At 61.5% G+C, this 23,147-nt stretch carries 21 protein-coding genes and 1 pseudogene; 17 read left to right on the forward strand and 5 right to left on the reverse strand.

Annotated features, from left to right (window positions below):
- Positions 1-52: 52 nt before the first annotated feature.
- The 10 genes from phnF to phnP all read left to right on the forward strand — a co-directional run bounded on the left by phnF (position 53) and on the right by phnP (position 7,731).
- Positions 53-778 (forward strand): phosphonate metabolism transcriptional regulator PhnF, encoded by a 726-nt coding sequence (gene phnF / locus ACLEXF_RS20990; protein ID WP_004206378.1) that lies wholly within the window; start codon positions 53-55, stop codon positions 776-778.
- Complete coding sequence (gene phnG, locus ACLEXF_RS20995) at positions 779-1,231, forward strand: phosphonate C-P lyase system protein PhnG (protein WP_004206376.1); 453 nt, start codon at positions 779-781, stop codon at positions 1,229-1,231.
- Positions 1,228-1,812 (forward strand): phosphonate C-P lyase system protein PhnH, encoded by a 585-nt coding sequence (phnH, locus tag ACLEXF_RS21000; protein WP_053810865.1) that lies wholly within the window; start codon positions 1,228-1,230, stop codon positions 1,810-1,812. The genes phnG and phnH overlap by 4 nt, the downstream gene beginning before the upstream one ends.
- A complete protein-coding gene (locus ACLEXF_RS21005) occupies positions 1,813-2,877 on the forward strand; it encodes a carbon-phosphorus lyase complex subunit PhnI (RefSeq protein ID WP_017900090.1) in 1,065 nt (354 codons plus the stop codon).
- Positions 2,870-3,718, forward strand: coding sequence for an alpha-D-ribose 1-methylphosphonate 5-phosphate C-P-lyase PhnJ (locus ACLEXF_RS21010; protein ID WP_002885202.1), 849 nt, complete (start codon positions 2,870-2,872; stop codon positions 3,716-3,718). The genes ACLEXF_RS21005 and ACLEXF_RS21010 overlap by 8 nt, the downstream gene beginning before the upstream one ends.
- Entirely contained in the window at positions 3,715-4,473 is a 759-nt protein-coding gene (gene phnK / locus ACLEXF_RS21015; protein WP_004206373.1) for a phosphonate C-P lyase system protein PhnK, read from the forward strand. The genes ACLEXF_RS21010 and phnK overlap by 4 nt, the downstream gene beginning before the upstream one ends.
- Before the next feature lie 107 nt (positions 4,474-4,580).
- Positions 4,581-5,261, forward strand: coding sequence for a phosphonate C-P lyase system protein PhnL (gene phnL / locus ACLEXF_RS21020; protein WP_004206372.1), 681 nt, complete (start codon positions 4,581-4,583; stop codon positions 5,259-5,261).
- Positions 5,258-6,394, forward strand: a complete 1,137-nt coding sequence (gene phnM, locus ACLEXF_RS21025; RefSeq protein ID WP_004206370.1) for an alpha-D-ribose 1-methylphosphonate 5-triphosphate diphosphatase — start codon at positions 5,258-5,260, stop codon at positions 6,392-6,394. Before phnL ends, phnM begins: the two co-directional genes overlap by 4 nt.
- Positions 6,394-6,957, forward strand: a complete 564-nt coding sequence (phnN, locus tag ACLEXF_RS21030) for a ribose 1,5-bisphosphokinase (protein WP_004206368.1) — start codon at positions 6,394-6,396, stop codon at positions 6,955-6,957. Before phnM ends, phnN begins: the two co-directional genes overlap by 1 nt.
- A 15-nt stretch (positions 6,958-6,972) precedes the next feature.
- Entirely contained in the window at positions 6,973-7,731 is a 759-nt protein-coding gene (phnP, locus tag ACLEXF_RS21035) for a phosphonate metabolism protein PhnP (protein ID WP_064187836.1), read from the forward strand.
- A 22-nt stretch (positions 7,732-7,753) separates the two neighbouring features.
- On the opposite strand, the gene yjdP is transcribed toward phnP, so the two are convergent.
- Together yjdP and ACLEXF_RS21045 are read right to left on the reverse strand one after the other, a co-directional pair.
- Entirely contained in the window at positions 7,754-8,107 is a 354-nt protein-coding gene (gene yjdP, locus ACLEXF_RS21040) for a DDRRRQL repeat protein YjdP (RefSeq protein WP_004206366.1), read from the reverse strand.
- A 70-nt stretch (positions 8,108-8,177) separates the two neighbouring features.
- The gene (locus tag ACLEXF_RS21045; RefSeq protein WP_064187835.1) at positions 8,178-10,463 is read right to left on the reverse strand and encodes an ATP-binding protein; all 2,286 of its coding nucleotides are present in this window, start codon (positions 10,461-10,463) and stop codon (positions 8,178-8,180) included.
- 179 nt (positions 10,464-10,642) lie between these two features.
- Here ACLEXF_RS21045 and ACLEXF_RS21050 point away from each other — a divergent pair, with 179 nt between their 5' ends.
- From ACLEXF_RS21050 to ACLEXF_RS21065, 4 genes are all read left to right on the forward strand, one after another.
- Complete coding sequence (locus ACLEXF_RS21050; RefSeq protein WP_032456860.1) at positions 10,643-12,163, forward strand: sugar ABC transporter ATP-binding protein; 1,521 nt, start codon at positions 10,643-10,645, stop codon at positions 12,161-12,163.
- Positions 12,160-13,158 carry an ABC transporter permease subunit gene (locus tag ACLEXF_RS21055; protein WP_004206363.1) on the forward strand — a complete coding sequence of 333 codons (999 nt, stop codon included), beginning with the start codon at positions 12,160-12,162 and terminating at the stop codon, positions 13,156-13,158. The genes ACLEXF_RS21050 and ACLEXF_RS21055 overlap by 4 nt, the downstream gene beginning before the upstream one ends.
- A 30-nt stretch (positions 13,159-13,188) precedes the next feature.
- On the forward strand, positions 13,189-14,130 hold the full coding sequence (locus tag ACLEXF_RS21060; RefSeq protein ID WP_004206362.1) for an ABC transporter substrate-binding protein: 942 nt from the start codon (positions 13,189-13,191) through the stop codon (positions 14,128-14,130).
- A gap of 74 nt (positions 14,131-14,204) precedes the next feature.
- Positions 14,205-15,212: a carbohydrate kinase family protein gene (locus tag ACLEXF_RS21065; RefSeq protein ID WP_017900095.1), complete on the forward strand. Its 1,008-nt coding sequence runs from the start codon at positions 14,205-14,207 to the stop codon at positions 15,210-15,212.
- A gap of 50 nt (positions 15,213-15,262) precedes the next feature.
- On the opposite strand, the gene ACLEXF_RS21070 is transcribed toward ACLEXF_RS21065, so the two are convergent.
- Positions 15,263-15,991, reverse strand: a complete 729-nt coding sequence (locus ACLEXF_RS21070; RefSeq protein ID WP_004206359.1) for a response regulator — start codon at positions 15,989-15,991, stop codon at positions 15,263-15,265.
- A gap of 272 nt (positions 15,992-16,263) precedes the next feature.
- Here ACLEXF_RS21070 and fdhF point away from each other — a divergent pair, with 272 nt between their 5' ends.
- On the forward strand, positions 16,264-18,411 hold the full coding sequence (gene fdhF / locus ACLEXF_RS21075; RefSeq protein WP_077598907.1) for a formate dehydrogenase subunit alpha: 2,148 nt from the start codon (positions 16,264-16,266) through the stop codon (positions 18,409-18,411).
- Between the two features lie 204 nt (positions 18,412-18,615).
- Positions 18,616-19,302 (forward strand): tetratricopeptide repeat protein, encoded by a 687-nt coding sequence (locus ACLEXF_RS21080; RefSeq protein WP_004206356.1) that lies wholly within the window; start codon positions 18,616-18,618, stop codon positions 19,300-19,302.
- 34 nt (positions 19,303-19,336) lie between these two features.
- On the opposite strand, the gene gltP is transcribed toward ACLEXF_RS21080, so the two are convergent.
- Positions 19,337-20,650 carry a glutamate/aspartate:proton symporter GltP gene (gene gltP / locus ACLEXF_RS21085; RefSeq protein ID WP_004206354.1) on the reverse strand — a complete coding sequence of 438 codons (1,314 nt, stop codon included), beginning with the start codon at positions 20,648-20,650 and terminating at the stop codon, positions 19,337-19,339.
- Positions 20,651-20,761: 111 nt separating this feature from the next.
- Positions 20,762-20,962: pseudogene (locus ACLEXF_RS21090) on the reverse strand (hypothetical protein).
- Between the two features lie 100 nt (positions 20,963-21,062).
- Here ACLEXF_RS21090 and acs point away from each other — a divergent pair.
- Positions 21,063-23,021, forward strand: a complete 1,959-nt coding sequence (acs, locus tag ACLEXF_RS21095; protein WP_004206352.1) for an acetate--CoA ligase — start codon at positions 21,063-21,065, stop codon at positions 23,019-23,021.
- The last annotated feature ends 126 nt before the right edge of the window (positions 23,022-23,147 follow it).

Below are 23,147 nucleotides of genomic sequence, written 5' to 3' on the forward strand. Positions count from 1 at the left end.
GGCTCACAACGCGAGGAAGCTCCTCGCCTATGCTGTGTGAGGCTTGATGACCATGCACCTGTCCAGACATCCGACCAGTTATCCCACGCGCTATCAGGAAATCGCCGCCCGGCTTGAGCAGGAGCTGCGCCACCACTATCGCTGCGGTGACTATCTGCCCGCCGAGCAGCAGCTGGCGACGCGCTTCGACGTAAACCGCCACACCCTGCGCCGGGCGATCGACCAGCTGGTTGAGCGCGGCTGGGTACAACGCCGTCAGGGCGTCGGCGTGCTGGTGCTGATGCGGCCGATCGATTACCCGCTCAACGCCCAGGCGCGTTTCAGCCAAAACCTGCTGGAACAAGGCAGCGATCCCACCAGCGAAAAACTGCTGTCGGTACTGCGCCCCGCCAGCGCGCACGTTGCTGAAGCCTTTGGTATTAGCGAGGGCGAGAACGTCATTCATCTGCGCACCCTGCGCCGGGTCAATGGCGTCGCCCTGTGCCTGATTGACCACTACTTCGCCGACCTGCGCTTCTGGCCGGTGTTACAGACCTTCAGCCACGGCTCGCTGCACGACCTGCTGCGCGATCGGCTTGACGTCGAACTGACCCGGGTGCGCACCAAAATCAGCGCCCGTCGCGCACAGGCGAAAGAGAGCAAACTGCTGGAGATCCCCAATATGGCGCCGCTGCTCTGCGTCCGCACCCTCAACAGCCGCCAGGGCGAGCAGGCCGCCACCGAATACTCCGTCAGCCTCACCCGCGCCGACATGATTGAATTCACCATGGAGCACTGAATGCACTTCGATACCGCCACCCGCCAGCGCTGGATGTCCGTGCTGGCCCACAGTGAACCGCAAGATCTTCTGGCGCGCATGCACTCCCTGCAGCTGGCGCCGGAGTATGAACTGATCCGCACTCCCGAGACTGGCCTGGTGCAGCTTCAGGCCCGGATGGGCGGTATCGGCGACCGTTTCTTCGCCGGCGACGCCACGCTCACCCGCGCCGCGGTACGTCTGGCCGACGGAACGCTCGGCTACAGCTGGATCTTAGGCCGCGACCGCCCGCACGCCGAACGCTGCGCGGCCATCGACGCCCTGCTGCAGTCACCCCGCCATTTTCACAATTTAATGGAAACCCTGATAACCCCGCTGGAAGCGCTACGCAGCGCGCGCATTGAAGCCCGACGCGCCGAAGTCAACGCCAGCCGGGTCGACTTCTTTACCCTGGTTCGCGGAGATAACGCATGACCTTACAACCCGCTTTTTCCCTGGCTGTGCAGGATGCCCAACACAGTTTTCGTCGCCTGCTGAAAGCGATGAGCGAGCCGGGGGTGATTGTCTCCCTGCAGCAGTTACAGCACGGCTGGCAGCCGCTGAACGTCGCTTCCACCAGCCTGCTATTGACCCTTGCCGATCGCGAAACGCCGGTCTGGCTCGCCAGCGCTCTGCATAACGATCTGGTGGGACAGAATCTGCGCTTTCATACCGGCGCGCCGCTGGTGGACCAGCCGCAGCAGGCGGTCTTTGCCGTCGCCAATGACGGCATCAGCGCCGAGCAGCTCAACGTCCTCTCCGCTGGCACCGTCACCGCCCCGGAGACCGGCGTCACGCTGATCGTTCAGCTCGCCAGCCTTAGCGGCGGACGCATGCTGCGCCTGACCGGGGCGGGCATTGCCGAAGAGCGAATGATCGCCCCTCAGCTGCCGGACTGCATCATTGACGAACTGACGGAGCGCCCACACCCGTTCCCGCTGGGCATTGATCTGATCCTCACCTGCGGCGAGCGCCTGCTGGCGATCCCGCGCACCACTCACGTGGAGGTTTGCTAAATGTACGTTGCCGTCAAGGGCGGCGAGAAGGCGATCCGCGCCGCTCACGCCTTACAGGAACAGAAACGACGGGGCGATGGACGGCTTCCCGAACTGAGCGTTGACCAGATAGGCGAACAGCTCAATCTGGCGGTGGACCGGGTGATGACCGAGGGCGGCATCGCCGACCGCGAACTGGCGGCGCTGGCGCTCAAACAGGCCAGCGGCGATAACGTCGAAGCGATCTTCCTGCTGCGCGCCTACCGCACCACCCTGCCGCGGCTGGCGGTTAGCGAACCGATCGACACCGCCAAAATGCGTCTCGAACGCCGCATCTCGGCAGTGTACAAAGATATCCCCGGCGGCCAGCTGCTGGGCCCCACTTACGACTACACCCACCGCCTGCTCGATTTTACCCTGCTGGCAAACGGCGAAGCGCCTTCTGTGCAGCAAGCCGAGTGCGACACGCAGCCGACGCCGCACGTCTTTAGCCTGCTCACGCAGCAGGGTCTGGCGAAGGCCGAGGAAGATCGCGGCACACCGCCCGACGATATCACCCGCACCCCGCCGGTCTACCCCTGCTCACGTTCTTCGCGCCTGCAGCAGCTAATGCGCGGCGATGAAGGCTACCTGCTGGCGCTGGCCTATTCGACTCAGCGCGGCTATGGCCGCAACCATCCGTTTGCCGGCGAGATCCGCAGCGGCTACGTGCAGGTGGAGATTGTCCCGGAAGAGCTGGGCTTTAGCGTCAATATTGGCGAGCTGCTGCTCACCGAATGCGAAATGGTCAACGGCTTCGTCGCCCCGCAGGATGAGCCGCCGCACTTCACCCGCGGCTACGGTCTGACCTTCGGCATGAGCGAGCGCAAAGCGATGGCCATGGCCCTCGTCGACCGCGCCCTGCAGGCGGCGGACTATGACGAAGAGATTGCCGGTCCCGCCCAGGATGAAGAGTTTGTGCTGGCCCACGCCGATAACGTTGAAGCCGCCGGCTTCGTCTCGCATCTGAAGCTGCCGCACTATGTCGATTTCCAGGCCGAACTGGCGCTGCTGAAACGCCTGCAACGGGAGAACGAACGTGGCTAACCCACTGACTGGCTATAACTTTGCTTATCTCGACGAGCAAACCAAGCGCATGATCCGCCGGGCTATTCTCAAAGCGGTAGCCATTCCCGGCTACCAGGTGCCGTTCGGCGGTCGCGAAATGCCGATGCCCTACGGCTGGGGCACTGGCGGCATCCAGTTGACCGCCAGCGTCATCGGCGAGAACGACGTGCTGAAGGTGATTGACCAGGGCGCCGATGACACCACCAACGCGGTGTCGATTCGTCAGTTCTTTAAGCGTGTTACCGGCGTCGCCACCACCGAGCGTACCGAAGACGCCACCCTGATCCAGACCCGCCATCGCATCCCGGAGACGCCGCTGGTGGAGGATCAGATCCTGATCTACCAGGTGCCGATCCCGGAGCCGCTGCGCTTTATCGAGCCGCGTGAAACCGAAACCCGCACCATGCACGCCCTGGAAGAGTACGGCGTGATGCAGGTGAAACTGTATGAAGATATTGCCCGCTTCGGCCATATCGCCACCACCTACGCCTACCCGGTGAAGGTCAATGGCCGCTACGTGATGGATCCCTCGCCGATCCCGAAATTCGATAACCCGAAAATGCATATGATGCCGGCGCTGCAGCTGTTCGGCGCCGGGCGCGAAAAGCGGATCTACGCCGTGCCGCCCTATACCCCGGTGGAGAGTCTCGATTTCGACGACCACCCATTTACCGTCCAGGAGTGGGATGAACCCTGCGCCATCTGCGGCTCGCGCCACAGCTACCTCGACGAAGTGGTGCTGGATGACAGCGGCCAGCGGATGTTTGTCTGCTCCGATACCGACTATTGCCGCCAGCAGAGCGAGGGGCAGAAAAAATGAACCAGCCATTACTTGCTGTGAATAACCTGACCCATCTCTACGCCCCTGATAAAGGTTTTCGCGATGTCTCCTTCGAGCTGTGGCCGGGAGAAGTGCTCGGCATCGTCGGCGAGTCCGGCTCCGGTAAAACCACCCTGCTGAAGGCAATCTCCGCCCGCCTGACGCCGCAGCGGGGCGAGGTGCTGTACCAGCAGCGCTCGCTGTACGCCATGAGCGAAGCCGAACGCCGCCGCCTGCTGCGCACCGAATGGGGGGTGGTGCATCAGCACCCAATGGACGGTCTGCGTCGCCAGGTCTCCGCCGGGGGCAACATCGGCGAACGGCTGATGGCCACCGGCGCCCGCCACTACGGCAACATTCGCGCCACCGCTGAAAAGTGGCTGCAGGAGGTGGAGATCCCGCCCTCGCGCATCGACGACCTGCCCACCACCTTCTCCGGCGGCATGCAGCAGCGTCTGCAGATTGCCCGCAATCTGGTCACCCAGCCGAAGCTGGTGTTTATGGATGAACCCACCGGCGGGCTGGATGTGTCCGTGCAGGCGCGGCTGCTTGATCTGCTGCGTGGCCTGGCGGTGGAGCTGAATCTGGCGGTAGTGATTGTTACCCACGATCTCGGCGTCGCCCGCCTGCTGGCGAACCGACTGCTGGTAATGAAGCAGGGCCAGGTGGTGGAAAGTGGCTTAACCGACCGGGTGCTCGACGATCCGCACCATCCTTATACCCAGCTGCTGGTGTCGTCGGTGTTGCAGAATTAATGCTGTTTTGCCGGGTGGCGGCTGCGCCTTACCCGGCCCACAGGTGCGTTATTCGTAGGCCGGGTAAGCGAAGCGCCACCCGGCAACCCAACCTCGTGAGAGCTAACATGATCCGCGTTGAAAACGTCCATAAAACCTTTGTTCTGCACCAGCAGCACGGCGTGCGTCTGCCGGTGCTGGCCGACGCCTCGCTGACCGTTAACGCCGGGGAGTGCGTGGTGCTCCACGGTCACTCCGGCAGCGGCAAATCGACCCTGCTGCGTTCGCTGTACGCCAACTATCTGCCGGACAGCGGCCATATTCATATCCGCCACGGCGACGAATGGGTGGACCTGGTCACCGCCACGCCGCGCAAGGTGCTGGAAGTGCGCAAAACCACCATCGGCTGGGTCAGCCAGTTTCTACGGGTGATCCCGCGTATTTCGGCGCTGGAGGTGGTGATGCAGCCGCTGCTCGATCTCGGGACGCCGCGTGAAGCGAGCGCCGCCAAAGCCGCCCAGCTGCTGACCCGCCTCAACGTTCCGCAACGTCTGTGGCACCTTGCGCCGTCGACCTTTTCCGGCGGCGAACAGCAACGGGTCAATATCGCCCGCGGTTTTGCGGTCGACTATCCGATCCTGCTCCTCGATGAACCCACCGCCTCACTGGATGGCAAAAACAGTGCTGCCGTGGTCGACCTGATCCACGATGCCAAAGCGCGCGGCGCGGCCATCGTCGGGATTTTCCATGACGAAGGGGTACGCCGTCAGGTCGCCGACCGGCTGCACCCCATGGGAATAACAGCATGATTATCAATAACGTAAAACTGGTTCTCGACGATGACGTGGTCCACGGTTCGCTGGAAGTCCAGGACGGTCGCATTCTCGCCTTCGCTGAAAGCCAGAGCCGGCTGCCGCAGGCGCTGGATGGGGAAGGCGGCTGGCTGCTGCCGGGCCTTATCGAGCTGCATACCGATAACCTCGACAAGTTCTTTACCCCGCGGCCGAAGGTAGACTGGCCGGCCCACTCGGCGATGAGCAGCCACGACGCAATGATGGTCGCCAGCGGCATCACCACCGTGCTGGACGCCGTGGCGATTGGCGACGTGCGCGATGGCGGCGATCGTCTTGAGAATCTGGAGAAGATGGTCAATGCGGTGGAAGAGACGCAAAAGCGCGGTCTTAACCGCGCAGAGCACCGCCTGCACCTGCGCTGCGAGCTGCCGCATCACACCACGCTGCCGCTGTTTGAAAAGCTGATCGACCGCGAGTCGGTGAGCATGGTCTCTCTGATGGACCACTCGCCCGGCCAGCGTCAGTACGCCGATCGCAGCAAGTACCGCGATTACTATCAGGGAAAATATCATCTGACGCATGACGAAATGGACCGTTTTGAAGCCGAGCAGATGGCTCTGGCCGCCACCTGGTCGCAGCCCAATCGCCAGACCATCGCCGCCATGTGCCGCGCCCGCCGTATCGCCCTCGCCAGCCACGACGACGCCACCGAGGCGCATGTGGCTGAATCCCACCAGCTGGGTAGCGTCATCGCCGAGTTTCCCACCACCCTGGCCGCGGCGCAGGCTTCACGTCAGCACGGGATGCACGTCCTGATGGGGGCGCCGAATATCGTGCGCGGCGGTTCCCACTCCGGCAACGTCGCCGCCCACCTGCTGGCGAACCACGGTTTGCTCGACATTCTCTCTTCCGACTACTATCCCGCCAGCCTGCTGGATGCCGCATTCCGCATCGCCGACGCCGAGGATAACGCCTTCACCCTGGCGCAGGCGATCCGTCTGGTCAGCAAACATCCGGCGCAGGCGCTGGGCCTTGACGATCGCGGCGTCATCGCCGAGGGGAAACGCGCCGACCTGGTGCTGGCGCACCGTCGCGGCGAGCATGTCCACATCGACCATGTCTGGCGCCAGGGAAGGAGGGTCTTTTAATGCCGGGAAAACTGATCTGGCTGGTGGGCCCCTCCGGCTCCGGGAAAGACAGCCTGCTGGCGGCGCTGCGCCAGCGCGAGCACCCGCAGCTGCTGGTGGCGCATCGTTACATTACCCGGCCCTTTAACGCCGGTAACGAAAACCATATCGCCCTCAGCGAACATGAATTTTTTACCCGCGCCGAGCAGCATCTCTTTGCCCTCAGCTGGCACGCCAACCATACTTACTATGGCATTGGCGTGGAGATCGACCTGTGGCTGCACGCCGGCTTCGACGTGGTGGCCAATGGCTCCCGCGCCCATCTGGCGCTGGCGCGGGAACGCTACGGCGAGGTGCTGGTGCCGATCTGTCTCGCCGTCTCGCCGCCGGTGCTGCGCCAGCGGCTGGAGCAGCGCGGCCGGGAAAATGCGGTGGATATCGCCCAGCGTCTGGACCGCGCCGCGCGCTATAAGCCGGACGATTGCCTGACGCTGAATAACGACGGCAGTCTCCGACAATCGGTCGATGAATTTTTCCGCCTGCTGCGCAGCCACGCGGTGCGCGAAGCGGATCCGCTGGTATAAACCAAAGGTGACACGATGAGCCTGACCCTCCGCTTAACCGGCACCGGCGGCGCTCAGCTGGTGCCGGCCTTTGGCTGCGATTGCGCGGCCTGCCGCCGCGCCCGCCGCGAGGAAAGCCATCGCCGACGCCCCTGTAGCGGGGTGGTGACGTTCAACAGCGCAGTGACGCTGCTGGACGCCGGCAGACCGGATCTGATGGAACATCATCCCGCCGGCAGCTTTCAGCAGGTGCTGCTAACCCACTATCACCTGGATCATGTGCAGGGGCTGTTTCCGCTGCGCTGGGGCGTGGGCGCGCCGATCCCGGTCTACGGCCCGCCGGACGACGCCGGCTGCGACGATCTGTTCAAGCACCCCGGCCTGCTCGACTTCAGCCATACCGTCACGCCGTTTGTGGTGTTTGAGCTGCAGGGCCTGCGGGTAACGCCCCTGCCGCTCAACCATTCGAAGCTCACCTTCGGTTATCTGCTGGAGTCGGCCCACAGTCGGGTAGCCTGGCTCTCGGATACCGCCGGGCTGCCGGACAAGACGCTGAAGTTTTTACTCAGCAACCGCCCGCAGGCGATGATCATCGACTGCAGCCATGAGCCGCGGGCGCAGACCCCGCGTAACCATAACGATTTCAATACCGTTCGCGCCCTTAACCAGGCGATAGGCTGTCCGCGGGTGATCCTCACCCATATCAGCCATCAGTTTGACGTCTGGATGATGGATAACCCGCTACCGGAAGGTTTCGAAGCGGGTTATGACGGGATGGAAATCGTGCTGGATTAGGCGTCGGTCTGCTGCGGGGCGATCAATAGTCATCGTCCAGACGACGCTGATCGCTTTCTAACTGGCGGCGATCGCGATCGAGCTGGCGCTGGCGTTCATCCAGCTGACGGCGGCGATCGTCCAGCTGGCGTTGCCGATCGTCATGCTGACGCTGGCTGTCACGGCTCTGCTGGCGACTTCCCTGATAGCGCCCGTCATCATACCGGCCATCGTCATCGTATCTGTCGTCGTCATCAGAGCGACTGCTACCCGGGTTATAGGCGTCGTTAATGGCTTGCTGAATATTGCCGATCGCGTCATCGATAATATCGGCGCGGGCGGCCAGGCTGGTCAGCGACAGAGTGCAAAAGAGCAGTGCGATTGCGTAACGTTTCATCGGGGCCAATCTCATCAGAGTCCTGCCGCTACCTTAATCATCGGCATGCCGCCCGGGTAGCGGAGGAATCTCAAATCCTCGCGTACGCTGCACTCAGCGCCTGCGCCAGTTGAGCGCGGGTAAAGGGCTTACGCAGCCACTCCACCTCCGGCAGGGCCGGGTTCTGCGCCGGGCGCAAATCCTGACCGCTGATCAGCAGCACCGGCAGCGCCGGAAAGCGGCGGCGCGCGGTATGGATCACATCGGCGCCGCTCAGCCCGCCGGGCAGCATCAGATCGCTAATCAACAGGGCAATATCCGGCGAGGCCTCCAGCAGCTGCAGCGCCTCTTCCCCGCTGGCGGTTTCCAGCGTCAGCCAGCCCAGCTGATGCAGCTGTTCGCACAGCGTCTGGCGAACATCCTCTTCATCTTCCAGCACCAGCGCCAGCCGTTCTCCCGCCGGGATTGGTTCGTCTTCCACCGGCGCCACCGCCTTCTCTACCTCGGTCATCGCCCGCGGCAGCTGCAGCCGCACCGTCGTCCCCTGCCCCGGCGCGCTCTCCAGCGCCACCCGGCCGCCCGACTGGCGCACAAAGCCATACACCATCGACAGCCCCAGGCCGCTGCCGCTGCCGGTGGCTTTAGTGGTAAAGAAGGGTTCAAACACCCGGGCTTTCACCGCCTGCGACATGCCGCAGCCGTGATCGATCACCTCCAGAGCCACCATATCCTGCCGCTGGCCGCTGCTGCGGGTGACCCGCTGATTCCAGGTACGAATTTTAATGACGCCCGCGCGCCCGGCCATGGCGTCGCGGGCGTTCATCACCAGGTTAATCAGGGCGTTTTCCAGCTGGCCGACGTCTATCCATGCCGGCCACGCCGGCGACTGCGCCTCAATCTCCAGGCTCAAGGTCGCCGGCAGGGAGTGACGCATTAGCTCGCTGAGGTTCTCCAGCAACGGCGCCATCGCCACCGCCTGGGGATGCAGCGCCTGCTTACGCGAAAAGGCCAGCAGCCGCTGGGTCAGAAGCGCCCCGCGTTCCGCCGCCTTCAGCGCCCTGGTGAGGCGTGGCGCATCCTGCGCATTCGGCTCCACCAGCTCAAGGCTGCCGATGATCACCGCCAGCAGGTTGTTAAAATCATGCGCCAGGCCTCCGGTCAGTTGGCCGACGGCCTTCATCTTCTGGCTGTGCAACAGCGCCTCCTCCAGCTCCTGACGCTTAATCCTATCGATCTCCATCTGGGTGGTCTTCTCTTTCAGCAGCCGGGTGGTGTGCTCCAGCGACGCCGTATTGCGCGCGAAAACGTTAAAGGCGCGCGCCAGTTCGCCCAGCTCGTCGCGCCGCTGCAGGGCCGGCACCGAGACGTTCGGCTCTCCCTGAGCCAGCCGCGACATCGCCCGCGAGATAGCGGTCAGGTTAGAGCCCAGGTTACGGTAGATGTACCACCCGGCGCAGCCGGTGATCGCCAGCGCCAGCAGCGCGGAAAGCAGAATAAACATGCTGATGGAGCGCAGCTCCCGATGGCTCTGCGCCGCCCGCTGTTCGGAGGCTTCCGCCACCCGGGTCACGTACTGATTGATGTCGTCGTTAAGCAGCGCGACCAGCGCTTTGATGTGGTACATGTACCAGCTGATCGTCAGGTCGCTCTCCTCCAGCTGGGCCGACAGCGGGGCCAGCTTCGCCAGCTCCCGGGTGACGTCGGGGAGAACAAACGCCAGCGCGGGATCGGCGCTATGGGCCGGCAGGTCGCCGCGCAGCTGGTCGAGCTGCAGGACGATCGACCGCGGCGTGACGGTATGGATCGCGGCGACGATCAGCCGGTCCATCTCGGCCAGCCGGCGAGGATCGATCGCCCGCTCCCCGCCGCGATCGTTAAGATCGGCGAGATGGCGCAGGTTGCTCTGATTCTGGTAAAGCGAACTCAGCAGCGCATTGCGCTGCAGATGGCGGCGCTGGCCGCGCTCCAGCATCTCCGCCACGCTCTGCTGCAGCGCGTTGCTGCGGCGAATAATACTGGCCACCAGCGCCTGCTCCTGCTGCGCCAGCGGGGCCGCCGCCAGCTGGGCCAGCGAGTGCTTCAGCGCCTGCTGCGTCGCCAGCAGCCGTTCCGCTTCGCTTTTGTACTCCAGCGCGCCCACCACCTGCGACAGGCGCACCGCGGCCGTGGCGACATTCGCCGTGTCCCGCGCCAGATCCATACTGCCGCGCATATCGTTGAGGGTCTGGCGCTGCACCTGCTCCTGCAGCTGGCTGGCGTGGTGAAAGCCGAACACCGCCACGCCGCTCACCAGCAGGGTGACGACCACCATCAGCAGATTAAAGGAGAGCAGGCGGCCACGGGCGCTGGTGAAAAACGGGTGTCGGCGAGCGGTCATAGCAACTCCGGTGAAGGAACGGTCGGCAGATAAGCGTGACGGTGCAGAAAATGACGCCGCGTAACTGTGATCGCGGTTAACTATTTATCACTATGACAAATATGAATGGATTCTGACATCCTGCATTTATTTTCCGGTGGTGGACTGCTGCTATTGTTCTCGCAGACAGGAGCGCCGTGATGACCGCCACCCCGGTACTGGAAATGCGCCATATCGCCAAAGCTTTTGGCAAATTCTACGCGCTGAAGGGCGTCGACCTGACGGTCTGGCCCGGCGAGATCCATGCCCTGATGGGGGAAAACGGCGCCGGAAAAAGCACGCTGATGAAGATCCTCGCCGGCGCCTATACCGCCACCAGCGGCGAGATCCTGATCGACGGGAAACCGCAAACGATCCGCGGCCCCAAGGACGCGCTGGCCGCCGGGATCACGTTGATCTACCAGGAGATGCAGCTGGCGCCGAACCTGACCGTCGCGGAAAACATCTTCCTCGGCAGCGAGCTGGCGCGCGGTGGCCTGGTGCAGCGCAAAGCCATGCTCAGCCAGGCGCAGGCGGTGATCGACCGTCTCGGCGCCCAGTTCAGGGCCAGCGACCGGGTGATGACCCTGACCATCGCCGAGCAGCAGCAAGTGGAGATCGCCCGCGCCCTGCACCGTCAAAGCCGCATTCTGGTGATGGATGAACCCACCGCCGCCCTCTCCTCGCGGGAAACCCAGCGCCTGTTCGACCTCATCCTGCGCCTGCGCGATGAGGGGATGGCGATTATCTATATCAGCCACCGCATGGCGGAAGTGTATGAGCTCTCCGACCGGGTCAGCGTCCTGCGCGACGGGCAGTATGTCGGCAGCCTGGTGCGCGACAAGCTCAACGCACCGGAGCTGGTGCGCATGATGGTCGGCCGTCCGCTCAGCGATCTGTTCAATAAAGAGCGCGATATTCCCCGCGGCCAGCCGCGCCTGCGGGTCGAGGATCTGACCGATGGCGGTAAGGTTAAGCCCAGCAGCCTGGTGGTGCATGCCGGCGAAATCGTCGGCCTCGCCGGGCTGGTCGGCGCCGGACGCTCCGAACTGGCGCAGCTGATCTTTGGCGTGCGCAAAGCCACCGGCGGGGTGATCGAGATCGACGGCGAGCCGGTGGTGATCCACTCGCCGCGCGAAGCCATCGACCATGGCATCGGCTTTCTGACCGAAAACCGCAAAGAGCAGGGCCTGTTTCTCGAACTGGCGGCCCAGGAAAACATCACCATGGCGACGCTGGAGCGCGACGCGACCTGGGGAATGCTCAACCGCCGGAAGGCGCAAACCATCTCCGATGATGCCATCCAGCTGCTGAACATCCGCGTACCGCACGCCCAGGTGCGCGCCGGCGGGCTGTCCGGCGGCAACCAGCAGAAATTATTGATTTCACGCTGGGTGGCGATTGGCCCGCGCATTCTGATCCTTGATGAACCCACCCGCGGCGTCGACGTCGGCGCGAAAAGCGAGATTTACCGCATCATGAACGACATGGCGCGCCAGGGCGTCGCCATTCTGATGATCTCCAGCGAACTGCCCGAAGTGGTGGGCATGAGCGACCGGGTCTATGTGATGCGCGAAGGGACTATCGCCGGCGAGCTGCAGTCCGGCGATATCAGCCAGGAACAGATCATGACGCTGGCCACCGGCGTGAACGATTCTCACCTTAAGGCAGGGCAACTATGAGCATACCGAAAGAGACCTCCGCGCCGGTCGCGAAATCCGCTTCGGCGAAAAAAATGCTGATGGGCGACCTGATGCAGACCGTCGGCATTCTGCCGATCCTCATCCTGATCGTCGCCGTCTTCGGCTTTATCGCCCCCAACTTCTTCACGGAAAGCAATCTGCTGAATATCACCCGCCAGGCCTCGATCAACATTGTGCTGGCGGCGGGAATGACCTTCATCATCCTCACCGGCGGCATTGACCTTTCCGTCGGCTCCATTCTCGGCACCACCGCGGTGGCGGCAATGGTGGTCTCGCTGATCCCGGAGCTGGCGTTGCTGTCGATTCCGGCGGCGCTGATGCTCGGCCTGCTGCTCGGCCTGTTCAACGGCGCGCTGGTGGCCTTCGCCGGGCTACCGCCGTTTATTGTCACTCTCGGCACCTATACGGCGCTGCGCGGCGCCGCCTATCTGCTGGCCGACGGCACCACGGTGATCAACTCCGATATCAGCTTCGAGTGGATCGGCAATGACTACCTCGGCCCGGTACCGTGGCTGGTGGTCATCGCCCTGGCGGTTATCGCGGTGTGCTGGTTTATCCTGCGCCGAACCACCCTTGGGGTGCATATCTACGCGGTGGGCGGCAACATGCAGGCGGCGCGGCTGACCGGCATTAAAGTCTGGCTGGTGCTGTTGTTTGTCTATGGCATGAGCGGCCTGCTCTCCGGCCTTGGCGGAGTGATGAGCGCCTCCCGGCTGTACAGCGCCAACGGTAACCTCGGGGTCGGCTACGAGCTGGACGCCATCGCCGCGGTCATTCTTGGCGGCACCAGCTTCGTCGGCGGGATCGGCACCATCACCGGTACGCTGGTGGGGGCGCTGATTATCGCCACCCTCAATAACGGTATGACCCTGATGGGGGTCTCCTACTTCTGGCAACTGGTGATCAAAGGGGCGGTGATCATCATTGCGGTGCTGATCGACAAATACCGTACCCGACATCATCAAAGTGCATAACAACACCATCTTACCTGCGAGGAAAAGCGAATGCGTTTAAAACCGATAGTCACCGCGCTGTGTGCTGGCGCGCTGCTGGCCGCCTCCCCTTTTGCGTCGGCCAAAGAGCTGAAAGCGATTGGCGTGACGGTGGGCGACCTTGCCAACCCGTTCTTTGTGCAGATCACCAAGGGCGCGGAGCTGGAAGCCCGCAAGCTGGCGGGGGATAACGTCAAAGTGACGCTGGTCTCCAGCGGCTACGATCTGGGCCAGCAGGTGGCGCAGATCGATAACTTTATCGCCGCCAAAGTCGATATGATTATCCTCAACGCCGCCGATTCGAAAGGCATTGGCCCGGCGGTGAAACGGGCCAAAGAGGCCGGGATCGTGGTGGTGGCGGTTGACGTTGCCGCCGAAGGGGCCGACGCCACCATCACCTCCGATAACACCCAGGCGGGCGAGCTGGCCTGTAAATACATTAGCGATCGTCTGAACAACAAAGGCAACGTGGTGATCATCAACGGGCCGCCGGTCTCCGCCGTACAAAACCGCGTCGAAGGCTGCGAAACGGAGTTCAAAAAACACCCGGATATAAAAATTCTGTCCTCCAACCAGAACGCCAAAGGCAGCCGGGAAGGCGGACTGGAGGTGATGACCTCCCTGCTGGCGGCCAATCCGAAGATTGACGGCGTGTTCGCGATCAACGATCCGACAGCGATTGGCGCCGATCTGGCAGCGAAACAGGCGCAGCGCAGCGAGTTCTTCATCGTCGGCGTCGACGGCAGCCCGGACGGCGAAGAGGCACTGAAGCGTAAGAACTCCTTGTTTGTCGCAACGCCGGCGCAGGATCCCCAGGTGATGGCGGCGAAGGCGGTGGAAATTGGCTACAACATCCTGCAGGGCAAACCGGCCCCAACCGCGCCGGTGCTGATCCCGGTGACCATGATCGACAAAAACAACGTCAGCTCTTACAAAGGCTGGACCGTGAAATAAGCGCAACCGGGCGCACGATCGTTCCGCCGATTGTGCGCTACGCTTAACAAGTATGACGGCGCGGAGTAGCGATCATGGAACGTAAAGGCATTATTGCCGCAGGCAACATGCTGGTCGATCATGTCCACCAGATCAGACAGTGGCCGGAGCGCGGCTGGCTGGTGGAGATTATGCATAGCGAACGCGCCACCGGCGGCGCGCCGCTGAACGTCCTGCTGACCCTGGCCAAAATGCACGCCGGCCTGCCGCTGCAGGCGGTCGGCCTGATTGGCGAGGATAACGATGGCGACTACATTACCGCCATGCTCGATCAGTACCATATCAATCGCCAGCTCGTGCAGCGCACCAGCTCTGCCCCCACCTCGATGACTCAGGTGATGACCGACGCTGACGGTCAGCGTACCTTTTTTCACTCCCCCGGCGCCAACCGCCTGCTTGACCTTCCGGCCTTTGAGCCGCTGGATGCGCCGCTGAAAATTTTCCATCTCGGCTATCTGCTGCTGCTTGAGAGTCTCGATCGCCCCGACGAAGTGTACGGCACCCGCAGCGCGCGACTGCTGGCGCAGATGCGCGAGCGAGGCTATGAGGTTTCCCTCGATCTGGTGTCGCGCAAGGGCGACCCGCGCTACCGCCCGCTGGTCCTGCCGGCGCTGGCGCATCTTGACTACCTGACCATCAATGAACTGGAAGCCAGCGAGTTTAGCGGGCTGGAGATTCGGCTACCCAACGGCGAGCCGCACGTCGCCAATATCGCCAGCGCCGCCAGCGCATTGCTTGACGCCGGCGTGCGCCAACGGGTGGTGATCCACTGCCCGGAGGGGGCATGGGGCGTCTCACGTACCGAAGCCGGGCGCTGGGTGCCGTCATGGCGGCTGCCGCCGGAGGAGATTGTCGGCAGCGTCGGCGCCGGGGATGCCTTCTGCGCCGGCCTGCTGTACGGCAGCCACGAACGCTGGCCGTTAACCGACAGTCTGCAGCTGGCCCACGCCTGCGCCCGCGCCAGCCTGCAGGCTGCCAATGCGATCGACGGCGCCAAAACGCTCACTGAGCTACAGACGTTTATTCAGTTGCAAAATAATTAGAAGGGTTGACTCCCCCAGCAATGGCCAGGCCGGTTAGACAGCTTCCCGCACTATGCCGCCTTCTCGCTGTGGGTCACGTCGGCGGAAAAGACATAGCCCAGGCCGCGCAGCGTTTTAATCAGCGTCGGCTGATGCGGGTTCAGCTCGATTTTGCGCCGCAGGCGCATGATCAGCACATCGATGGTGCGGTCGAACACCTCGGTGCTTTCGGTATGGGTCAGCGCCAGCAACTGTTCGCGGTTCAGTACCCGGCGGGCGTTCTGCGCCAGCGCCAGCAGCAAACCGTATTCTCCCTGGGTCAGCGGGATCGCCTGCTGCTGCGGGTTATACAGCTCACAGCGGGTGGTATCCAGCCGCCAGCCGTTGAACGTCAGGCCGGCGGCGACGCCCGGCGCCTCGCTGGCCAGCGCCCCGCTGCGCCGCAGCACCGCCTTCACCCGGGCGACCACCACCCGCGAACTGAACGGTTTGGCGATGTAATCATCGGCGCCCATCTCCAGGCCCACCACCACATCGGACTCACTGCCCAGGCCGGAGAGCATCACCACCGGCAGCTCCGGCCGGGTGCGCTGCAGCTGCTGAAGCACCTGCAGGCCATTGGTATCCGGCAGGATCATATCCAGCAAAACCAGCGCGATGTCCGCCCGCTGCGCCACCGTCGCCAGCGCGTCGCCGCCGGTCTGGCAGACCAGCACCTCAAACGCGTGCGCGCCGAGCACATCTCTGAGCAGCTCGCCCATCGCTATGTCGTCATCGACCACTAAAATGACCGGTTTCATCTTTGCCTCTGCCCGCGGGGAGTTAGTGTCAGTCTGATCGATTCTGCAAGGCTGCGCCGACAAATTCCTCTCCCGGTGACATTTTTTCAAGCGCCGTCACATCTCCAGGGTATCGACACGTCAAATCTGTCGACAGGCTGTTTTTCGTCAGCATTTCGCCCAAAAAAGCCGCGTATCATCAAGGAATACCCACAATGAAAATATGGCATAGAAGATGCATAGTGACGGCGCGATAGCGCAAACGCGCCCATTGAATAACTGGAGCAAGACCGATGAAAAAAGTCGTCACGGTTTGCCCGTATTGCGCATCAGGTTGCAAAATCAATCTGGTGGTCGATAACGGCAAAATCGTTCGGGCTGAAGCGGCGCAGGGGAAAACCAACCAGGGAACCCTGTGCCTGAAAGGCTATTATGGCTGGGACTTTATTAACGATACCCAGATCCTGACGCCGCGCCTGAAAACCCCCATGATCCGTCGTCAACGCGGCGGCAAGCTGGAAGCTGTCTCCTGGGATGAGGCGCTGGATTACGTCGCCACTCGCCTCAGCGCCATTAAAGCCAAATATGGCCCGGATGCGATCCAAACCACCGGCTCCTCCCGCGGCACCGGTAATGAAACCAACTATGTGATGCAAAAATTCGCGCGCGCCGTTATTGGTACCAATAACGTCGACTGCTGCGCTCGCGTCTGACACGGCCCTTCGGTTGCAGGTCTGCACCAGTCGGTCGGTAACGGCGCCATGAGTAATGCCATCACAGAGATTGATAACACCGATCTGGTGTTTATCTTCGGCTACAACCCGGCGGATTCCCACCCTATCGTGGCGAATCACGTCATTAACGCTAAACGCAACGGGGCGAAAATTATCGTCTGCGACCCGCGCAAAATTGAAACCGCGCGCATCGCCGATATGCACATTGCGCTGAAGAACGGCTCGAATATCGCGCTGCTCAACGCGATTGGCCACGTGATTATTGAAGAGGATCTGTACGATAAATCCTTCGTCGCCAGCCGTTCCGAAGGCTTCGAGGAGTATCGCAAAATCGTTGAAGGCTACACGCCGGAGTCGGTGGAGGAGATCACCGGGGTCAGCGCCCAGGAGATCCGCGCCTGCGCCCGGATGTACGCCAGCGCCAAATCCGCCGCCATTCTGTGGGGCATGGGCGTTACCCAGTTCTACCAGGGCGTGGAGACCGTGCGTTCCCTGACCAGCCTGGCGATCCTCACCGGCAACCTCGGCAAACCGAGCGTCGGCGTCAACCCGGTGCGTGGCCAGAACAACGTCCAGGGCGCCTGCGATATGGGTGCGCTGCCGGATACCTATCCAGGCTACCAGTACGTTAAGTTCCCGGAAAACCGCGAGAAGTTCGCCAAAGCCTGGGGCGTCGACAGCCTGCCGGCGCATACCGGCTATCGCATCAGCGAGCTGCCGCACCGCGCGGCGCACGGTGAAGTGCGGGCGGCGTACATTATGGGTGAAGATCCGCTGCAGACCGATGCTGAACTGTCAGCGGTGCGCAAAGCGTTCGACGATCTGGAACTGGTGATCGTCCAGGACATTTTCATGACCAAAACCGCCTCCGCGGCCGACGTCATCCTGCCGTCCACGTCGTGGGGCGAGCACGAAGGCGTGTACACCGCAGCGGACCGCGGCTTCCAGCGCTTCTTTAAAGCCGTGGAGCCGAAGTGGGATCTGAAAACCGACTGGCAGATCATCAGCGAAATCGCTACCCGGATGGGTTATCCGATGCACTACAACAACACCCAGGAGATCTGGGACGAGTTGCGGCATTTGTGCCCGGACTTCTACGGCGCCACCTACGAGAAAATGGGTGAGCTCGGCTATGTGATGTGGCCGTGCCGCGATGAGTCCGACGCCGATCAGGGGACGTCGTATCTGTTTAAAGAGAAGTTCGATACCCCGAACGGGCTGGCGCAGTTCTTCACCTGCGACTGGGTCGCGCCGATCGATAAGCTCACCGACGAGTACCCGATGGTGCTGTCGACGGTGCGCGAAGTCGGCCACTACTCGTGCCGTTCAATGACCGGTAACTGCGCGGCGCTGGCGGCGCTGGCGGATGAGCCTGGCTATGCGCAAATCAACACCGCCGACGCCGAACGGTTAGGCATTGAGGATGAAGCGCTGGTGTGGGTGAATTCGCGCAAGGGTCGGATCATCACCCGCGCGCAGGTCAGCGACCGGCCGAATAAAGGCGCGGTGTATATGACCTACCAGTGGTGGATTGGCGCCTGTAACGAGCTGGTGTCGGAGAACCTGAGCCCAATAACCAAAACGCCGGAGTACAAGTACTGCGCGGTCAACGTTGAGCGGATTGCCGATCAGCGCGCGGCGGAACAGTACGTGATCGACGAGTACAACAAGCTGAAATCCCGCCTGCGCGAAAGCGCGATGGGTTAAGGTTCGACGGCCATACCCGATATCCGGGAACCCTCCCCGGTGGCGCTTACGCTTACCGGGGCTACCAACCGAATACCGAACCGTAGCCCGGATAAGGCGCTACGCGCCGCTATCCGGGTATTCACCCCGCTAATTCCCGCCATTTTCTTCTTTTTCGCCTCCCTTTATACTGCGCGCTATGTTCCTTGCTGATAATAAATACAAATGAAATACCTCTTTTTATTTTTACTGGTTTTCACCAGCGGCGCAGCGGTGGCCACCGAACCCGGCAGTCAGTATCAACAGCAGGCGGAAGCCGGCGATCGTCGCGCGCAATATTACCTTGCGGATACCTGGGTCAGCTCCGGCGATTATCAGAAAGCCGAATTCTGGGCCCAGAAAGCAGCGGCGCAAGGCGATGGTGACGCGCTGGCCCTGCTGGCGCAGCTCAAAATTCGCAATCCGCAGCAGGCGGACTATCCGCAGGCCCGCCAGCTGGCGGAAAAAGCCGTTAAGGCCGGCAGTAAATCCGGGGAAATCGTCCTCGCGCGGGTGCTGGTGAACCGTCAGGCCGGTCCCACCGACGTGGCGCACGCCATCACGCTCCTGCAGGATGCCGCCCAGGACAGCGAAAGCGATGCGGCGGTAGACGCCCAGATGCTGCTCGGGCTGATCTACGCCAGCGGTGTGCACGGCCCGGAAGATGATGTGAAAGCGAGCGAATACTTCAAAGGCAGCTCAGCGCTCTCGCGGACCGGCTATGCCGAATACTGGGCCGGGATGATGTTCCAGCAGGGGGAAAAAGGCTTTATCGAACCGAATAAGCAGAAGGCGCTGCACTGGCTGAACGTTAGCTGTCTTGAGGGATTTGATACCGGCTGCGAAGAGTTTGACAGGATCAGTAAAGGATAAGAAAAAGCCCGGCACTCGCGCCGGGCTTTGTGTTTTATTGGGCGGTTTTATCAAACTTGCCCAGCACTTCGCGTTCATACGCCAGCGCTTTTTTACGGTCGAACTTATGCTCCCACTTGGCGATAACCAGCACCGCCAGCGCATTGCCCACCACGTTCAGCGCGGTACGCGCCATGTCGAGGATACGGTCAACGCCGGCGATAAAGGCGAGACCTTCCAGCGGGATCCCGACGCTGCCCAGGGTGGCCAGCAGCACGACAAAGGAGACGCCCGGCACGCCAGCGATCCCCTTCGAGGTCACCATCAGGGTCAGCACCAGGGTGATCTCCTGCCAGATGGAGAGGTCGATGCCGTAGAGCTGGGCGATAAAGATCGCCGCAATGCTCTGATACAGCGTTGAGCCATCGAGGTTAAAGGAGTAGCCGGTCGGCACCACGAAGCTGGTGATCGACGCCGGCGCTCCATAGGCTTCCATTTTCTCGATAATTCGCGGCAGCACACTCTCGGAGCTGGCGGTGGAGTAAGCCAGAATCAGCTCATCTTTTAGGATGCGGATCAGGATCCAGATGCTCAGGCCGCACAGGCGGGCGACAATCCCCAGCACCACCAGCGCGAAAAACAGGATCGCGAAGTAAACCAGCAGCACCAGCTTGGCCAACGGCCACAGCGAGGCGAACCCGAAGGTGGCGACGGTCACTGAAATCAGGGCGAACACCCCGATCGGCGCATAGCGCATCACCATATGGGTGACTTTGAACATGGTTTCGGAGATGGAGCGGAAGACCGTCACCAGCGGTTCACGGTGCGTCGCCGGCAGCGAGGAGAGCCCCAGACCAAACAGCACCGAGAAGAAAATAATCGGCAGCATATCGCCTTTCGCCATCGACGCCACGATGTTGGTTGGCACCAGCGACAGGATGGTGCCCATCAGGCCATGCGCATGGCTCTGCACCTCAGCGGTGGTATTCTGGTATTTCGAAATATCAACCGCCGCCAGCTGCGACATATCAATGCCTGTTCCCGGCTGAAAGACGTTGGCCAGGGTGATACCCAGCACGATCGCCACCGTGGTGATCACTTCGAAATAGATAATCGTTTTGGCGCCGATCCGGCCTAACTGTTTGGCATCGCCCACGCCGGCAATCCCGACCACCAGGGTCGAAATAACAATCGGGACCACGATCATTTTAATCAGATGGATAAAGATATCGCCCGCCGGTGTCAGCAAATTGCTAATCAACCAATCGCGACTTTCGGCGTGGTAATGCAGATAACTGCCCAGAAGGATACCCAGCACCAGGGCTAGCAAAATTTGCCAGGCCAGACTGACTTTTTTTGTTTTCTTCACTACTGACTTCCTCAATGAAAGGCACCATTCCTTTTCGTCATGGTACCCACTGCAGGGGGTATGAATTGTGTTGCGTTGCTTTGTGGGGTTATTTAACGCGCAATATCAGTATCATTTGCACGGCATGCTGCGCAAGCCTTTAAGAACAGGGCTTTCCTCTGCTTTTCTGCATAAAGCAGCGAATTTCCCCCAGTTACCTTGCATAAGTATTTGTAATAAAAAATATTTCACACCATCCATTTCTATAAATTCATTTGCGTAATTATTTCACTTCAAAGTTTCATTTGACGAAATTTCACTCAGTTGAATCATTGCGTGATCTGCCCCCCAATTAACAAACAAAGCTGTCAAAACCCCTACTCTTAACGTTTGTTTGACATATATTTAACAAGTTCAAAGGAGAAAAAAAGCCATGAGCCAAATACACAAACACCCTATTCCCGCTAACATTGCGGAACGTTGCCTGATTAACCCGGATCAGTACAAGGCGCAGTATCAACAATCTATAACCGACCCTGATACATTCTGGGGCGAGCAGGGGAAAATCCTTGACTGGATGCGCCCCTACACCCGCGTGAAGAATACCTCCTTCGCGCCAGGTAACATTTCCATCAAATGGTATGAAGACGGCACCCTGAACCTCGCCGCCAACTGCCTCGACCGCCACCTCGCCGAGCGCGGCGATCAAACCGCCATCATCTGGGAAGGCGACGACGCCAGCCAGAGCAAGCACATCACCTACCGTGAACTGCATGCGGACGTGTGCCGCTTCGCCAATGTGCTGCTCGGCCTCGGGATTAAAAAAGGCGACGTGGTCGCCATCTATATGCCGATGGTGCCGGAAGCCGCGGTGGCGATGCTGGCCTGCGCCCGCATCGGCGCCATCCACTCGGTGATTTTCGGTGGCTTCTCGCCGGAGGCAGTGGCCGGACGCATTATCGACTCCAGCTCGCGCCTGGTGATCACCGCGGATGAAGGGCTGCGCGCCGGTCGCGCCATCCCGCTGAAGAAAAACGTCGATGACGCGCTGAAAAACCCGAACGTAAACAGCATTGAACACGTCGTGGTCCTGAAACGTACCGGCGGTAAAATCGACTGGCAGGAAGGCCGCGATCTGTGGTGGAGCGATCTGATGGCGAACGCCAGCGCCGAACACCGCCCCGTCGAGATGAACGCCGAAGATCCGCTGTTCATCCTCTATACCTCTGGCTCCACCGGTAAACCGAAAGGGGTGTTGCACACCACCGGCGGCTATCTGGTCTACGCGGCCACCACCTTTAAATACGTTTTCGATTACCACCCGGGCGATATTTACTGGTGCACCGCCGATGTCGGCTGGGTCACCGGCCACAGCTATCTGCTGTACGGCCCGCTGGCCTGCGGCGCCACCACTCTGATGTTCGAAGGGGTGCCGAACTGGCCAACCCCGGCGCGTATGTGCCAGGTCGTCGATAAGCATAAGGTCAGCATTCTGTATACCGCTCCGACGGCGATCCGTGCCCTGATGGCGGAAGGCGACAAGGCTATCGAAGGCACAGACCGCTCCTCGCTGCGCATTCTCGGCTCGGTCGGCGAACCCATTAACCCGGAAGCCTGGGAGTGGTACTGGAAGAAGATCGGTAACGAGAAGTGCCCGGTGATGGACACCTGGTGGCAGACCGAAACCGGCGGCTTTATGATCACCCCGCTGCCGGGGGCGATTGAGCTGAAGGCTGGCTCCGCTACCCGCCCGTTCTTCGGCGTTCAGCCGGTGCTGGTGGATAACGAAGGGCTGCCGCTGGATGGCGCCACCGAGGGCAATCTTGCCATCGCCGACTCCTGGCCCGGCCAGGCGCGTACCCTGTTCGGGGATCATGAGCGCTTTGAGCAAACCTACTTCTCCACCTTCAAAAATATGTACTTTAGCGGCGACGGCGCGCGCCGAGATGAAGATGGCTATTACTGGATCACCGGCCGCGTGGATGACGTACTGAACGTCTCCGGCCACCGTCTGGGTACTGCCGAGATCGAATCGGCGCTGGTGTCGCACCCGAAAATCGCCGAAGCGGCAGTGGTCGGTATTCCGCACAACATCAAGGGCCAGGCTATCTACGCCTACGTGACGCTCAATCACGGTGAAGAACCGACGCCGGAGCTGTATGCGGAAGTACGTAACTGGGTGCGTAAAGAGATTGGCCCGCTGGCGACGCCGGATGTTCTGCACTGGACCGATTCGTTGCCAAAAACCCGCTCGGGCAAAATCATGCGCCGCATTCTGCGCAAGATCGCCGCGGGCGACACCAGCAACCTCGGCGATACCTCGACTCTCGCCGATCCTGGCGTAGTGGAAAAACTGCTCGAAGAGAAGCAGGCCATTACCATGCCTTCTTAAGTAAGGACCGATTCCCTACACCCTCTCCCCCACCGGGGAGAGGATAAAAATAAGTCCCTCCCCCAGGATTTCACTCGCAGGAACGCCGTCAGCGAACCGTATCCCGGCCTTTAACGCCGGAGGGGT

The organism is Klebsiella pneumoniae complex sp. WS1778 (genome assembly GCF_049472055.1).
Classification (GTDB): Bacteria; Pseudomonadota; Gammaproteobacteria; order Enterobacterales; family Enterobacteriaceae; genus Klebsiella; species Klebsiella quasipneumoniae.